At 40.9% G+C, this 14,241-nt stretch carries 15 protein-coding genes; 12 read left to right on the top strand and 3 right to left on the bottom strand.

Annotated features, from left to right (window positions below; genetic code table 11):
- The first annotated feature begins 188 nt into the window (after window positions 1–188).
- The 6 genes from MKX52_RS11355 to MKX52_RS11330 all read left to right on the top strand — a co-directional run bounded on the left by MKX52_RS11355 (window position 189) and on the right by MKX52_RS11330 (window position 6,479).
- A complete protein-coding gene (locus MKX52_RS11355) occupies window positions 189–689 on the top strand; it encodes a YaiI/YqxD family protein (protein ID WP_012010608.1) in 501 nt (166 codons plus the stop codon).
- A gap of 33 nt (window positions 690–722) precedes the next feature.
- Window positions 723–2,552, top strand: coding sequence for a DNA primase (dnaG, locus tag MKX52_RS11350; protein WP_144504087.1), 1,830 nt, complete (start codon window positions 723–725; stop codon window positions 2,550–2,552).
- A 201-nt stretch (window positions 2,553–2,753) separates the two neighbouring features.
- Window positions 2,754–3,875, top strand: a complete 1,122-nt coding sequence (gene rpoD, locus MKX52_RS11345) for an RNA polymerase sigma factor RpoD (protein ID WP_008342392.1) — start codon at window positions 2,754–2,756, stop codon at window positions 3,873–3,875.
- Window positions 3,876–4,178: 303 nt separating this feature from the next.
- Window positions 4,179–4,538, top strand: coding sequence for a cytochrome c550 (gene cccA, locus MKX52_RS11340; protein ID WP_041815739.1), 360 nt, complete (start codon window positions 4,179–4,181; stop codon window positions 4,536–4,538).
- A gap of 110 nt (window positions 4,539–4,648) precedes the next feature.
- Entirely contained in the window at window positions 4,649–5,365 is a 717-nt protein-coding gene (locus tag MKX52_RS11335) for a tRNA (adenine(22)-N(1))-methyltransferase TrmK (RefSeq protein WP_342490720.1), read from the top strand.
- Window positions 5,358–6,479 carry a Nif3-like dinuclear metal center hexameric protein gene (locus MKX52_RS11330; protein ID WP_342490719.1) on the top strand — a complete coding sequence of 374 codons (1,122 nt, stop codon included), beginning with the start codon at window positions 5,358–5,360 and terminating at the stop codon, window positions 6,477–6,479. Before MKX52_RS11335 ends, MKX52_RS11330 begins: the two co-directional genes overlap by 8 nt.
- A 38-nt stretch (window positions 6,480–6,517) precedes the next feature.
- On the opposite strand, the gene MKX52_RS11325 is transcribed toward MKX52_RS11330, so the two are convergent.
- Together MKX52_RS11325 and vrrA are read right to left on the bottom strand one after the other, a co-directional pair.
- Window positions 6,518–7,462 (bottom strand): 4-hydroxy-3-methylbut-2-enyl diphosphate reductase, encoded by a 945-nt coding sequence (locus MKX52_RS11325; protein WP_012010603.1) that lies wholly within the window; start codon window positions 7,460–7,462, stop codon window positions 6,518–6,520.
- Between the two features lie 157 nt (window positions 7,463–7,619).
- The gene (vrrA, locus tag MKX52_RS11320) at window positions 7,620–8,321 is read right to left on the bottom strand and encodes a VrrA/YqfQ family protein (protein ID WP_342490718.1); all 702 of its coding nucleotides are present in this window, start codon (window positions 8,319–8,321) and stop codon (window positions 7,620–7,622) included.
- A 155-nt stretch (window positions 8,322–8,476) separates the two neighbouring features.
- On the opposite strand from vrrA, the gene MKX52_RS11315 reads away from it, so the two are divergent.
- Complete coding sequence (locus MKX52_RS11315; RefSeq protein ID WP_012010601.1) at window positions 8,477–9,796, top strand: DEAD/DEAH box helicase; 1,320 nt, start codon at window positions 8,477–8,479, stop codon at window positions 9,794–9,796.
- 9 nt (window positions 9,797–9,805) lie between these two features.
- Entirely contained in the window at window positions 9,806–10,699 is an 894-nt protein-coding gene (locus tag MKX52_RS11310; protein ID WP_044139400.1) for a deoxyribonuclease IV, read from the top strand.
- Window positions 10,700–10,747: 48 nt separating this feature from the next.
- Here the strand turns inward: MKX52_RS11310 and MKX52_RS11305 are convergent, their stop codons facing one another.
- The gene (locus tag MKX52_RS11305; protein WP_012010599.1) at window positions 10,748–11,002 is read right to left on the bottom strand and encodes a DUF2624 domain-containing protein; all 255 of its coding nucleotides are present in this window, start codon (window positions 11,000–11,002) and stop codon (window positions 10,748–10,750) included.
- A gap of 139 nt (window positions 11,003–11,141) precedes the next feature.
- On the opposite strand from MKX52_RS11305, the gene MKX52_RS11300 reads away from it, so the two are divergent.
- From MKX52_RS11300 to MKX52_RS11285, 4 genes are all read left to right on the top strand, one after another.
- Entirely contained in the window at window positions 11,142–12,020 is an 879-nt protein-coding gene (locus MKX52_RS11300) for a YitT family protein (protein ID WP_012010598.1), read from the top strand.
- Between the two features lie 135 nt (window positions 12,021–12,155).
- Window positions 12,156–12,932: a metal ABC transporter ATP-binding protein gene (locus MKX52_RS11295; protein ID WP_144455868.1), complete on the top strand. Its 777-nt coding sequence runs from the start codon at window positions 12,156–12,158 to the stop codon at window positions 12,930–12,932.
- A complete protein-coding gene (locus MKX52_RS11290) occupies window positions 12,932–13,792 on the top strand; it encodes a metal ABC transporter permease (protein ID WP_012010596.1) in 861 nt (286 codons plus the stop codon). Before MKX52_RS11295 ends, MKX52_RS11290 begins: the two co-directional genes overlap by 1 nt.
- Window positions 13,770–14,198: a Fur family transcriptional regulator gene (locus tag MKX52_RS11285; protein ID WP_342490717.1), complete on the top strand. Its 429-nt coding sequence runs from the start codon at window positions 13,770–13,772 to the stop codon at window positions 14,196–14,198. The genes MKX52_RS11290 and MKX52_RS11285 overlap by 23 nt, the downstream gene beginning before the upstream one ends.
- Window positions 14,199–14,241 lie beyond the last annotated feature (43 nt).

The raw sequence follows: 14,241 nt of genomic DNA, 5'->3' as shown, positions 1-14,241 counted from the left end.
TTTGTATTATAATAAAAAATTGTGATAAAATGATTGATTTTAGGTTTAAGTTAAGTCAAGAACGAATAAACTAATATTGGCAGAAGTCAAGTGATTCTGAACATAACTTTTCGACAAAATGAGTTTTACTGTTGTTTGCTATATGGGGGAAAAGTATGGTCTTTTTGCTTCTTTAAAGCAGGAATAAGGTGGAGGGATGGAGAATTAGTCACCTGAATGAACATAAACATGAGAGGACGATTTATGTCGATGCAGATGCTTGTCCTGTAAAAGACGAAATCCTTTCTGTCGCATCTCAATTTCAAATACCAGTGACATTCATTGCTTCATATGAACATTTTCAAACCAAAAGATCTCCACTTGAAGATTGGCGGTTTGTAGATACACATAAGGAAGCAGCGGATTTAGTCATTGCGAACTCAGTTGCCGCACATGATATTGTCGTCACCCAAGACATTGGTCTTGCCTCCTTACTACTTCCAAGACAGGTCATTGTCCTGTCTGAAAGAGGACGGATGTACACGAACGAAACAATTGATTTTGATTTGGAACGCAGGCATGTTTCCAGTAAACAGCGAAGAAAAGGTGTATACGGAAAAGGTCCCAAAAAGCTTTTAGAAGAGGATAAAAAGCGATTTATTGCGCAACTACAAAAAATCCTGTCGAATCATGAAGGATTTTTGAATTAAAAGGCGAATAATGTACGACGGAGTGTTATTAGGATGAGCAAACGTATACCAGATGAACTTTTGGAGCAAATCCAAAAAAACGCAGACATTGTCGAAGTGATTGGAGAATACGTACAGCTTAGAAAGCAAGGTCGAAATTACTTCGGTCTTTGTCCATTCCATGGTGAAAATACTCCTTCATTCTCTGTTTCAGCAGATAAGCAAATCTTCCATTGTTTTGGCTGTGGTGCAGGAGGTAATGTATTTTCGTTCCTCAGACAAATGGAAGGCTACTCATTTATTGAAGCCGTTTCACATGTTGCTGATAAGTACCATATTGATTTGCCTGATCATGTAGCAAATGCTCAGATCAGCTCCTCACAACAAGAGGATACAGCAGATCATAAAATGATTGAAGCGCATGAGCTTCTTAAGAAATTTTACCACCATTTGCTGGTAAATACAAAGGAAGGTCAAAACGCACTCGATTATTTACGGGCGAGAGGCTTTACAGATGAAACAATTGCCAAGTTTGAGATCGGATATGCTCTTGACTCTTGGGATTTCGTGACCAAGTTTTTAGAAAAACGAGGGTTTGATCCTGCGATGATGGAAAAGGCCGGTCTTTTGATTCAACGTGAAAACGGAACAGGCTTTTTTGACCGCTTTAGGGATCGTGTGATGTTTCCCATTCATGATCATCATGGGACAGTCGTCGCTTTTTCCGGAAGATCACTTGGTGATCAGCAGCCAAAGTATATGAATAGTCCTGAAACGCCACTTTTTCATAAAAGTAAGCTGCTTTATCACTTTCATGACGCGCGTATGCATATTCGAAAACGCGAACGTGCGGTTCTTTTCGAAGGATTTGCTGACGTCATCTCAGCTGTCACATCAGGTGTCGGCGAAAGTGTTGCAACAATGGGTACGTCTCTAACAGAAGAGCACGTGAAACTTCTCAGACGGAACGTAGAAGAGATTATTCTTTGCTATGACTCTGACACGGCCGGTTATGAAGCCACCATGAAAGCATCAGATTTGCTTGGAAAAAGAGGATGTAAAGTTCGCGTTGCCATGATACCAGATGGACTTGATCCAGATGATTACATTCGTAAATATGGCGGCGAGAAATTTAGGAATGACATCATAGATGCAAGTGTGACATTAATGACTTTTAAGATGAACTTTTTCCGAAGGGGAAAGAATTTATCTGATGAAGGGGACCGGCTTTCTTATATGAAGCAGGTACTCCGAGAAATTAGCCGGTTAAACGGTTCCTTGGAACAAGAGATTTACATGAAACAGCTTGCTGGAGAGTTCTCGATCTCACTTGATTCATTAAAGGAACAACTGGAGCTGTTTGAAAAACAGCAGCGTCAAGAGTCCAAAAGCACGCAGGAAGAAAGCGGGCTTGAAAAACGGCGTGCACATCTGTCAACACAAGTACGAAGAAAACGTCTGCGCCCAGCATATGAAAATGCAGAGCGAATGCTGCTTGCTCATATGTTAAAAAGCGATGACGTGATCCGTAAAGTACTGGACAGAGTAGGGATTGAATTTAATATAGATTCTCACAGGGCGCTTGCCACATACATTTACGCTTTGTATGAAGAAGGCAAAGAACCAACGCCGCAACACCTGATGAACCGTATAGAAGATGATGTCATCAATCAGCTTCTGACAGATATATTCATGATTCAAGTTGGAGACGAACTGAGTGAAGCTGAATTAAGTGATTATGTAAAAAAAGTGTTGAATCATCGGAATTTGTCAATGATAAAGGAAAAAGAACTAGAACGTGCAGAAGCGGAGAGGCAAAAAGATTTCTTCAAAGCGGCAACACTTGCAAAAGAAATTATTCAGTTGAACCGTTCGCTGAAGTAATACGTCTAATATTTATGACAAGACTTACGGCTGGCAATGAATCCTTTATGGGAGGAGCATAAGACCGCAAGCATCTTGCCTTCATCATTATTTATTTTATTCCTATTTGCTCATCTGTTTGATAAAGAGAGAAAAGCAGGGCGGAAGCAAATCGCAAGTTACTTTAGAATTCGTTGCAAGCTTTGGAAGGAGGGATCCATAATGGCTGATAAACAAGCCCACGAAACCGAAACTGAATTGACCTTTGAACAGGTGAGAGATAAGCTCACTGAAACGGGTAAAAAACGGGGCGTTTTAACATACGAAGAAATTGCAGAGCGTATGTCTAGCTTTGAAATTGAATCAGACCAAATGGATGAATACTATGAATACTTAGGCGAACAGGGTGTAGAGCTCATTAGTGAAAACGAAGAGACAGAAGACCCTAATGTTCAGCAGCTGGCTAAAGCGGAAGAAGAATTTGACCTGAATGATTTAAGCGTACCACCAGGTGTCAAAATTAATGATCCTGTTCGTATGTACTTAAAAGAAATCGGACGCGTCAATTTGTTATCTGCTAAAGAAGAAATTACGTATGCACAAAAGATCGAAGAAGGCGATGAGGAATCAAAAAGAAGATTAGCGGAAGCAAACCTTCGTCTCGTTGTCAGCATCGCGAAACGCTACGTCGGTCGTGGTATGCTGTTCCTTGACTTGATTCAAGAAGGAAACATGGGTCTTATGAAGGCAGTTGAGAAGTTTGATTACCGCAAAGGATACAAATTCTCAACATATGCGACTTGGTGGATTAGACAGGCGATCACGCGTGCGATTGCCGATCAGGCAAGAACAATCAGGATCCCGGTTCATATGGTGGAAACCATTAATAAATTGATCCGTGTTCAAAGACAGCTTCTGCAAGACCTAGGCAGAGAACCAACGCCAGAGGAAATTGCTGAAGACATGGATCTAACGCCAGAAAAGGTTAGAGAAATTCTTAAAATTGCACAAGAGCCAGTATCTTTAGAAACACCTATTGGTGAAGAAGATGACTCGCACCTTGGTGATTTTATTGAAGACCAAGAGGCGACATCTCCATCTGACCATGCTGCATACGAATTGTTAAAAGAGCAGCTTGAAGATGTATTAGACACGCTGACGGACCGTGAAGAAAATGTACTGAGACTACGTTTCGGACTAGATGACGGAAGAACACGTACGTTAGAAGAGGTTGGAAAGGTGTTCGGCGTCACAAGAGAGCGTATCCGCCAAATTGAAGCGAAAGCTCTTCGTAAATTAAGACACCCAAGCAGAAGTAAACGATTAAAAGACTTCTTAGAGTAGAAACTGGACGGATCTTGAAAGAGATCCGTTCTTTCTTCATCAAAAATGAAAACGCTTTTTTCAATCTGATTATATTTTACTGAATAAATAATGAATTTGCAACGTTCTTAGAGAAAAGATGTATAAAAAATACATCAAAATGTGCTGAAGGCTTCATTTCTCATCTTTGCATCATTTTTGTCTAATCTGTGAACTTGACCAAAGTTTTGTATCATAATTCGTTTACTTTTTGTAAAATTAAAGTAGAATTAGAATTGTTTGTATAGTCTTAAAGGGGTTTTCACAAAGGGGAGGATGAAAGAAATGAAACGGAATCCACTTATACCATTTTTATTGATTGCCATTTTAGGTATTGGACTCACTTTTTTCTTATCAATGAAGGGGTTGAAAGATGAAGACAAAATCGCCTCTGGAGGCGAGGAGCAAAAGCAAGAAGAAACAGCAAATGCGACGCCGGAAGAATTGTATAAACAGAACTGTCTAAGCTGTCACGGGGAAAACTATGAAGGCGGTGCAGGTCCTGCATTAAAAGGTGTTGGAGACAAGCTTGAAGTAGCAGACATTAAGAAGAAAATTCAAGAAGGCGGCAACGGGATGCCAGCCGGGCTAATCCCGAATGAAAAGCTCGATGAAATGTCAGAATGGGTATCCAAAATTAAATAATGTTACGCAAAAAGCTCTTTTTGATCAGAAGAGCTTTTTTTCATTTGAAAACGACTTTTAATTTATATAAGATAGACAAGAATGAACATTAAAGAAAAGTAGTGATACGTATGAATGAAATGAATTTATCAAAACGATTAAAAAGAGTCGCAGACTTTTTACCACATGAGGCTGTCTTTGCTGATATCGGCTCAGATCATGCCTATTTGCCATGCTATGCGATCCTGCATCATAAAGCAGTAAAAGCGATTGCTGGTGAAATAACAGAAGGACCGCTTCAATCAGCGAAGCAGCAAGTACATAGACTAGAATTAGATGACCAGATCTCGGTCAGAAAAGGAAATGGCCTTCAAGTCATTGAAAAGGGTGAAGTGAATGCAGTCACGATTGCAGGTATGGGCGGAGCACTCATCGCAAGCATTTTAAATGACGGCAAGCATAAGCTCACAGGGCATGAAAGGCTCATTCTTCAGCCGAATATCCATGCTCACCACATTCGTTTATGGCTCTATCAAGAGGGGTATGAATTGATGGGTGAAGTCATTTTAGAAGAGGATGGCAAAATATACGAAATCATCATCGCCGAAAAAGGCGACAAAGATAAAGCCTATGAAGGGATGTCAATTGAAACCGGCATGCTAGTTGGTCCGTTTCTTGCGAAAGAGCAAAATGATGTCTTCCGGCGTAAGTGGATGCAAGAACTTCAGCATATGGAGAAGATAGAAAGTCAAATCCAGCAGGCAGCACGAACAGAAGAGAACAAGGATCGCCTTGAAGAGCTACATGTGAAAATAAAGATTTTAAAGGAGGTTTTGACTGTTGGCTAAAACAGTAAACGGACATGAAATCATCCAATTATTTGAACAGTTTTCACCAAAAGCATATGCCATGGAAGGTGACAAAATCGGTCTCCAAATTGGAACGTTAAATAAAAAGGTAAACAATGTCATGATCACCTTAGATGTATTAGAGAATGTGGTAGATGAGGCAATTGAAAAAAATGTGGATCTCATTATTGCTCACCATCCACCGATCTTCCGTCCGTTAAAACATGTAGCGACAGATCAGCCAGCTGGACGGATCATTGAGAAATGCATCAAACATGATATTGCAGTATATGTGGCACATACGAATTTAGATGTGGCTGATGGAGGAGTCAACGACTTGCTTGCGGAGGCTTTAGAACTTCAAGAAACAAGTGTGTTAGTCCCAACATATGAAGATCAAATCAAACAGCTTGCCCTTTATGTCCCGCAGGAATTTGAAGAAGCCATCCGTACAGCTTTAGGAAATGCGGGTGCCGGCCATATTGGCAACTACAGCCATTGTGCGTTTTCAAATGAAGGGACAGGCAGCTTTTTGCCATCAGAAGATGCAGACCCGTTCATTGGTGAATCCGGTCAATTGGAATTTGTGAAAGAAGTGCGGATTGAAACCATTTTCCCGGCAAGTATTGAAAAACAAGTCATTCGAGAAATGATCAAAGCACATCCTTATGAAGAAGTCGCTTATAGTGTACACACAACAGATCTTCCACCTATTCAAAAAGGGCTTGGCCGTATAGGAGAGCTAAGAGAACCAATGACCCTTGGAGACTTTACACAATTTGTGAAGACAAAGCTGGATGTAAATGGTGCTCGCTTTGTAGGTAATCAGGACGTTGCTGTGAAAAAAGTAGCTGTGCTTGGCGGAGACGGAAATAAATATATTCATCAAGCAAAAAGAATGGGTGCTGATGTGTATGTGACAGGAGATCTTTATTTCCACATCGCCCATGATGCCATGATGCTCGGGCTGAACGTAGTAGACCCAGGGCATTATGCTGAAAAGATTATGAAAGAGGGCGTAAAGGCGAAACTTCAATCGTTATGTTCAGATAAAAAGTATGATGTACAACTGTTTGTTTCTGAATCCAACACAAATCCATTTCAATTTATGTAAACAAAAAAACGTCAGAGCCTCTATGCTCTGACGTTCTTTTATTTCTTTGTTTTCACGCGTGGCAGTATTTTCGAAAGAGGAACCGACCGTTCGATCTTCCAAGTTGATTCATCATCCGGCTCGTAGTTTTCTAAGAAACGGATCACCTCTTTTGTAATAGGTGTTGGTGTAGAAGCGCCAGCAGTAATGGCAACGGTATTTACGCCTTGCAGCCACTCCAGCTTGAGCTCACTTAGGTCACCAATACGGTAAGCCTGCGTTCCCGCAATCTCCATTGACACTTGTGCCAGACGATTGGAGTTATTACTTTTTGGATCGCCAACAACAATGGTAAGATCGGCTTGGCCAGCTTGCTCAGATACAGCTTCCTGACGTACTTGCGTTGCAAGACAAATTTCTTGATGGTATTCAACGTGAGGATATTTCTCTTTTATGAGCTCCATCAGATCGTGGACATCCCACTGAGACATCGTCGTCTGGTTGGTAATGAGCAGTTTATCTGATGTTAAATCGAGCGCCTCAATGTCGGCTTCTGATTCGACAAGATGCACCTTGTCAGGGGCTACTCCGACAGCTCCCTCTGGCTCAGGATGACCTTTTTTCCCGATATAAATAATATCATATCCATCGGCTGTTTTCTCTGAAATGAGTTCATGTGTTTTCGTAACATCGGGACAGGTTGCATCAATGGCGACAAGACCTTTTTCTTCTGCAATTTGACGAACCTCAGGTGAAACGCCATGGGCAGTGAAAATGACTGTTCCGCTTTCAACCTGCTTTAAAATGTCCAAGCGGTTTGGTCCGTCTAGTGTGTAAATCCCATCTTCTTCGAAAGCATCTGTCACGTGTTTGTTGTGCACAATCATACCTAATATATAAATTGGGCGTGGCAAGTTTTTATCAAGTGCGGCATTTTTAGCAATGACCATTGCATCTACAACGCCATAGCAATAGCCACGCGGCGAAATTTTAATTACATTCATTTATTCGTCCTCCTGTAGGGAAGTGCTGCTAGAGAAGAACAATATAAAAAGCCGTGAAAAACGGCTTTTTATCATTCTCTAGCTTCCATTATAGCCAAAGTAAGCGTATATATCAAAGATTGTTATACGCAGGGGACACTTCGCCGTTAAAAGAACACTAGACATATAGTTTTGGAACAGAGCTGCCAGGTCTTTTTTTCGGTTTTGCTTCAGGAGCAGGTGATGTGAGAGGGGCTGCTTTTTTGATAAGAATATCCTCTGGTTCTTCTTCGTTTTCTTCTATTTCATCATCTTGTGCTGCTTCCTCTTTTGGCACTTCAGTTTCCTCGCCGATTTCTTTAGGTTCTTCATCTGTGCTTGTTTCATCATCATCCGCACTGCCAAGCTGGCTGTACAGCTTAATCATCGCAGGCAGGTTTCTGACTAAAGGACCGTATTGCTGAATCATTGGTGTAAATTGCTGCGCCATACCGAGCACTTTTTGAACATTTCCTAACATGCTTGAGAGCGTTGCAGGATTTGCGAAGCTCTGGATTCCTTGTAATCCCGCACCACCTCCAGAGACCCCTGCTCCCCCTGCGCCAGGAAGAAATTTAGCGAGCATGCCTTTCATTCCTGCTCCGCCGCCTAGTGCACGGCTTTCGCCCCCTGGAATTCCGCCCATTCCGCGAACACCGCCTCCCTGTACAGACGGGGAGCGAGGCATCATTTGCTGAAATTGATTGCCTTGCCCTTGAAAAGGCTGTTCGATAGGAGCTTGCTGCCTCCTTTGAAAAATTCCGGGCTGTCCGCCATTTCCAAGATGCCGGCGTGAGGGACGGTGCGGCTGAAAATCGCCCATAGGCCTTTGCCCTAACATACTTGTACCTCCCTTACTGCATTCTCTTTCTCTTCATAGGTTATGCAAGGAAGCATCAATTGGTTTCCTGTAAGAAAAGCGGACATGGTTTTTTTGCTGAAAATCAGCTATAATGAGGAGATGAGCAAAAAGGCATTTCCTTAAGGAGTGAAAACATGAACGAAACAAAATTTACGACATATGAATTAAAGTCTTTTATTATAGATGCTATTCATGAACTGGGCTTTTATGAGCCAACTGATATTCAAAAAAGAATCATCCCTGCTGTGTTAAAAGGAGAAAGCGTGATTGGTCAATCACAAACAGGAACAGGAAAAACCCACGCGTACTTATTGCCGCTGATTCATTCAATTGACCCAAGCAAAGAGCACGTACAAGTCGTGATTACTGCACCTACAAGAGAATTAGCCAATCAAATTTTCAAAGAAGCCCAAACGATTTTAAAAAATGCTTCTCCAGAAGAAGAGATTAAAGCAAAGCTTTACATTGGCGGAACGGACAAGCAGAAATCCATTCAAAAGCTAAAAAACCAGCCGCATTTGGTTGTTGGTACACCTGGACGTATTGCTGACCTCATTCATGAGCAGGCGCTGAACGTTTACAAAGCGACATCTCTTGTCATTGATGAAGCGGATTTAATGCTGGATATGGGATTTTTAGAAGATGTGGACCGTATTGGCTCACAAATGCCAGAACAGCTACAAATGCTTGTGTTCTCAGCAACGATTCCAGAAAAACTAAAACCGTTCCTGAAAAAATATATGGACAATCCCAAATATGCCCATGTTGAACCAAAACGAATTACAGCTGAAAACATTCAGCATATTTTAGTCCCATCTAAACAACGTGACAAGCTAAAATTGCTTCATGAAATGGTGACGAATGTACAGCCTTATTTAGGCATCATTTTTGCCAATACAAAAACAACCGTTGATGAAATCGCATCATTCCTACAAGAAAAAGGAATGAAGGTTGGGGTGCTACATGGCGGATTAACGCCGCGCGAACGTAAAAAAGTGATGAAGCAAATTGATGATTTAGAGTTCACTTATATTGTGGCATCTGATCTTGCAGCCCGCGGAATTGATATTAAAGGCGTCAGCCATGTGATCAACTATGAACTTCCATCTGATCTTGATTTTTATGTTCACCGTGTTGGTCGAACAGCTCGAGCTGGTTCATCTGGAATTGCAATGACCATTTATGAGCTTGCTGATGAGGATGCACTCATTCAAATCGAGAAAATGGGCGTTGTGTTTGAAAATAAAACCATTGTACATGGCGAATGGCGAGATGCAGATGACCGCTTGAAGCGTCAAAGACGTAAAAAAGCACCTAATGAAATTGAAGAAAAAGCAAAGCGTCTTGTGAGAAAACCGAAAGCCGTCAAACCTGGATATAAAAAGAAAATGACACGTGAGATGGACAAAATCAAAAGACAGGAACGTAGAAAGTCAAAGCGTAATGGAAAGTAGGGGGAAACATTGTTGAAGATTGGTTCACATGTATCCATGAGCGGAAAACATATGCTTCTTGCAGCGAGTCAAGAAGCTGCCTCTTATGGTTCGAATACGTTTATGATTTATACAGGTGCACCGCAAAATACGCGCCGCAAGAAAATTGAAGACCTTAATATTGAAGCTGGACAAGCGCATATGAAAGAGCATGGTATGACAGATATCGTCGTCCATGCACCATATATTATTAATATTGGGAACACCGTCAATCCTGCGACTTTTGAGCTTGGCGTGGACTTCCTTCGTTCTGAAATTGAACGTACAGAAGCGCTAGGTGCGAGGCAAATTGTTCTTCATCCGGGTGCACATGTCGGAGCAGGACCAGAAGCGGGAATCCAAAAAATCATTGAGGGCTTAAACGAAGTCATCGTAAAAGGGCAAAAGGTTCAAATTGCACTTGAGACAATGGCTGGCAAAGGATCAGAATGCGGAAGAAGCTTTGAAGAGCTTGCCCAAATTATCGACGGAGTGACACATAACGAAGCACTTTCTGTCTGCTTTGATACGTGTCACACACACGATGCTGGTTATCCGATTGTGACTGACTTTGATGGGGTGTTAGAAGAATTTGATCGAATCGTCGGAATTGATCGAATCAAGGTTCTTCATATTAATGATAGTAAAAACGTACAAGGCGCAAGAAAAGACCGACATGAAAATATCGGCTTTGGTGAAATTGGCTTCGATGCACTGAACAATATTGTGCATCATCCGCAGCTTCAAGATGTGCCAAAAATCTTAGAAACGCCTTATGTAGGTGAAGATAAAAAGAACAAAAAACCACCTTACAAATTCGAAATTGCGATGCTAAAAGAAAAGCAATTTGACGAAGGCTTACTAGATAAAATTAAAGATCAGTAAAAAAGCATACAACAACATGAGGTGCCGCTAAATGCGGCCCTTTTTTGCTTAACTTGTAAACTGGTTAAACAGATCATTGACAGTCTGAGCTGTCTGTTTAGACGTAATGGCTTCCACCTGCTTAAGAAGCCGGTTACGCTCTGCATCATTAAAAATATTGATGTTTTTCCCATTCATCAGTTTGGCCACCTCGGCAGCTTGGTTTGACGTTAAGCTGACACCATACTGCTTCGCATACCTTAACAGATCATTTGCTGTGATCTGATTGAGCCGCTGCAGGACAATTTTTTGGATTAAAATCAATTCCATTCCTCCCCTCTGTAACAATGTATGGGCGAAAACGGAAAATGTGCAAAAAATTTTATTTTACCCTGTGAAATGATAAAATAGTAAAGTGAATAAATGTTCATTGAAAATTTAACAGGTGTAGAGGGGAGAACGTATGGCAAATAAACAGCATAGAAAGGAATCAGTGCCTCATTTTATTTTGAGAATTTTTCTGATTCTAGTAGGAGCTACATGCGCAGCGGTTAGCATTGAATTATTTTTAGTGCCAAACAATATTATTGATGGAGGCATCATCGGCATTTCGCTTATTTTGGATTATCTCTTTACAGATAACCCATTCATCAATTTTGCGACGATTGTTGTCATTTTAAATATTCCATTTATGATATCAGGATACAAACATATTGGGAAAACGTTTCTTATTTCCACTGTGATTGGAATTGTCAGCTTAGCCGTCATAGAATCTTCACTCCATCATGTGGAGGCATTTACCACTCAGCCGATCTTAGCTACTGTATTTGGCGGGCTATTACTTGGTTTTGGTGTTGGACTTGTCATCCGTAATGGAGGCTCAATGGATGGAACGGAGATCTTAGGCATTCTGCTAACGAAAAAAATTCCTTTTTCCGTCGGTGAGTTTGTCATGATCGTCAATGTGTTCATTTTTATTTGGGCAGGCTTTGTCTTCGGACCAGAGCAGGCTATGTATTCTGTCATGACATATTATTTGGCAATGAAAACAATTGATGCTGTCATTCAAGGACTTGATGAAACAAAAGCTGTCATTATCGTATCAGATTATTATGATGAAATTTCAGATGCGATTCTTCATCGACTTGGTAGGGGAACGACAAAGTTGAGAGGGAAAGGCGGTTATACAGATGAAGAAAAGGATGTCATCTACGCCGTTGTCACAAGACTTGAAATCACAAAGCTAAAATCCATTGTATTTGAAATTGATAGTCAAGCATTTATTACAATTATGGATACGCATGAAACAAAAGGCGGTAAGTTCAAAACAGCCATTCATTAGCTTTTATTTTACTTTTTAATCTTTCTTTTATATAATGAAGTGTATGTATGGACAGAGAAAATGGCAAAAGCCATTTTCTTTTTGTTGTATAAATCGTAATCATTCTTTTTATATTGATTGAAGGTGGAAAGATTCATGGCAAAGCCAATTATTGAAATGAAGGACATTTCGTACTCGTATGGACAGAGAAATGTCATAGATCACATTCATTTAACAGTAGAGGAAGGGAACTTTCTAGCACTTGTTGGACCGAATGGATCTGGTAAAACAACCTTATTAAAATGCTTGCTTGGGCTCATTAAACCACAGCAAGGCGAATTAAAACTATTTGGCACGCCTGCTTCTAAATTTAGAGACTGGGACCAAATTGGATTTGTTTCTCAAAAGGCGAATAGTTTTAATACAGGTTTTCCTGCTTCTGTTTACGAAGTCGTCGCAAGTGGATTGACGGCGAAAATAGGATTATTTAAACGAATGAGCAAGCAGGACAAATGGCAAGTTGAGGATGCCATTCGCTCAGTTGGGATACAAGATTTGAAGCATCAAAACATTGGGGAACTTTCAGGCGGTCAACAGCAGCGTACCTTTATTGCCCGTGCGCTTGTCAGTCAGCCCAAGCTGCTTATCTTAGATGAACCAACGGTTGGGGTAGACCAGCGGACAGTAGAAGGCTTTTATCAGCTGCTAGAAACATTAAACAAAGAAAAAGGAATGTCTTTAATTCTCGTCACACACGACGTGGGCACTGTTTCTGATAAAGTCACCCATGTGGCTTGCTTAAATCAGACACTTCATTTCCACGGAGATGCAGAAACGTTTGATTCAATGGATGATCAAGCGCTATCCCAATTTTACGGACATGACATTCAAGTGATTCATCACGATCATCACCATCATGGGGGACATGAATAATGCTATTTCCATTTTTTCATTATGAATTCTTACAAAATGCGTTTATCGCAGGAATGCTGATCGGCTTTATTGCGCCCTTGCTTGGTGTATTTATCGTCGTGAGAAGGCTTTCGCTGATTGCAGACGCCCTCAGTCACGTATCACTTGCCGGTATTGCAGCAAGTTTATTCCTTGATAAAAAGTTCGGCCTCTTGACAGGGGTGAGCCCGTTATACTTAGGGATGGCGTTTTCTGTTGCAGGTTCTTTATTTATTGAACGCCTGCGATCTGTGTATAAGCATTATCAGGAACTGGCAATCCCTATTATTTTATCAGGTGGTATTGGGATTTCCGTCATCTTCATTTCATTAGCGAATGGCTTTAATACAGATTTGTTTAGTTATTTGTTCGGAAGTGTCAGTGCGGTGTCGAGATTAGATCTTTGGATTGTTGTTGGGATCTCACTCATTGTGGTGTTAGTTGTCGTGCTTTTATATAAAGAATTATTTTTACTTTCTTTTGATGAAGAGCATGCAAAGGCTTCTGGTATTTCAGCGAAATGGATTCATTTCATTTTTATCTTAGTTGTCGCACTTGTCATTGCTGCATCGATGCGTATCGTAGGTACACTGCTTGTCTCGGCGCTCATGACACTTCCTGTTGCGGCAAGTATCCGCATTGCCAAAGGCTTCAAACAGGCGATCTTCCTTTCGATCTTGTTCGGTGAATTGTCTGTATTGGCAGGGTTGATCTTAAGCTATTATCTAGATTTAGCGCCAGGCGGAACCATTGTGATGCTGTCCATTTTGATTTTAATCGGATGTATTTTTATTGGAAAATTCAAAAGGGGGAATCATCATGAACGTACAAGAAGCGCTTGATTTATTAAAAGAAAAAGGCTACAAGTATACAAGCAAACGTGAAGACATGCTTCAACTGTTTTCTGATTCTGATAAATATTTGACTGCTAAAAATGTGCTGACGGCACTAAGTGAAGACTACCCAGGTCTTAGCTTTGATACGATTTATCGAAACCTGTCACTATATGAAGACTTAGGTATATTAGAAACAACGGAATTGTCAGGAGAGAAGCTTTTTCGTTTTAAATGCTCCTTTTCTCATCACCATCATCATTTTATATGTCTCGCATGTGGTAAAACAAAGGAGATTGATGCCTGCCCTATGGACAAGTTAGACGCCGATCTAGAGGATTATCACATTAGCGGACATAAATTCGAAATATACGGAACGTGTCCTTCCTGCGAACCGAAGGAAATTCATTCATAAAACAGCCAACCGCAGTGTAACGGGTTCGGATTTAAGGTAGAAA

The sequence above is a fragment of the Bacillus sp. FSL R5-0422 genome, from assembly GCF_038610765.1.
In the GTDB taxonomy this organism is placed as follows: Bacteria; Bacillota; Bacilli; order Bacillales; family Bacillaceae; genus Bacillus; species Bacillus pumilus_O.
The sequence above is the reverse complement of the archived record's forward strand: the minus strand, read 5'-3'. Positions and strand labels throughout refer to the sequence as shown.

Excerpts from the sequence above, each read along its gene's own strand:
- MKX52_RS11290 (WP_012010596.1), top strand. The coding sequence starts at position 12,932 with ATGCTATTTCCATTTTTTCATTATGAATTCTTACAAAATGCGTTTATC.
- MKX52_RS11285 (WP_342490717.1), top strand. The coding sequence starts at position 13,770 with ATGAACGTACAAGAAGCGCTTGATTTATTAAAAGAAAAAGGCTACAAG.
- rpoD (WP_008342392.1), top strand. The coding sequence starts at position 2,754 with ATGGCTGATAAACAAGCCCACGAAACCGAAACTGAATTGACCTTTGAA.
- cccA (WP_041815739.1), top strand. The coding sequence starts at position 4,179 with ATGAAACGGAATCCACTTATACCATTTTTATTGATTGCCATTTTAGGT.
- MKX52_RS11295 (WP_144455868.1), top strand. The coding sequence starts at position 12,156 with ATGGCAAAGCCAATTATTGAAATGAAGGACATTTCGTACTCGTATGGA.
- MKX52_RS11315 (WP_012010601.1), top strand. The coding sequence starts at position 8,477 with ATGAACGAAACAAAATTTACGACATATGAATTAAAGTCTTTTATTATA.
- dnaG (WP_144504087.1), top strand. The coding sequence starts at position 723 with ATGAGCAAACGTATACCAGATGAACTTTTGGAGCAAATCCAAAAAAAC.
- MKX52_RS11325 (WP_012010603.1), bottom strand. The coding sequence starts at position 7,462 with ATGAATGTAATTAAAATTTCGCCGCGTGGCTATTGCTATGGCGTTGTA.
- MKX52_RS11335 (WP_342490720.1), top strand. The coding sequence starts at position 4,649 with ATGAATGAAATGAATTTATCAAAACGATTAAAAAGAGTCGCAGACTTT.
- MKX52_RS11300 (WP_012010598.1), top strand. The coding sequence starts at position 11,142 with ATGGCAAATAAACAGCATAGAAAGGAATCAGTGCCTCATTTTATTTTG.
- vrrA (WP_342490718.1), bottom strand. The coding sequence starts at position 8,321 with ATGTTAGGGCAAAGGCCTATGGGCGATTTTCAGCCGCACCGTCCCTCA.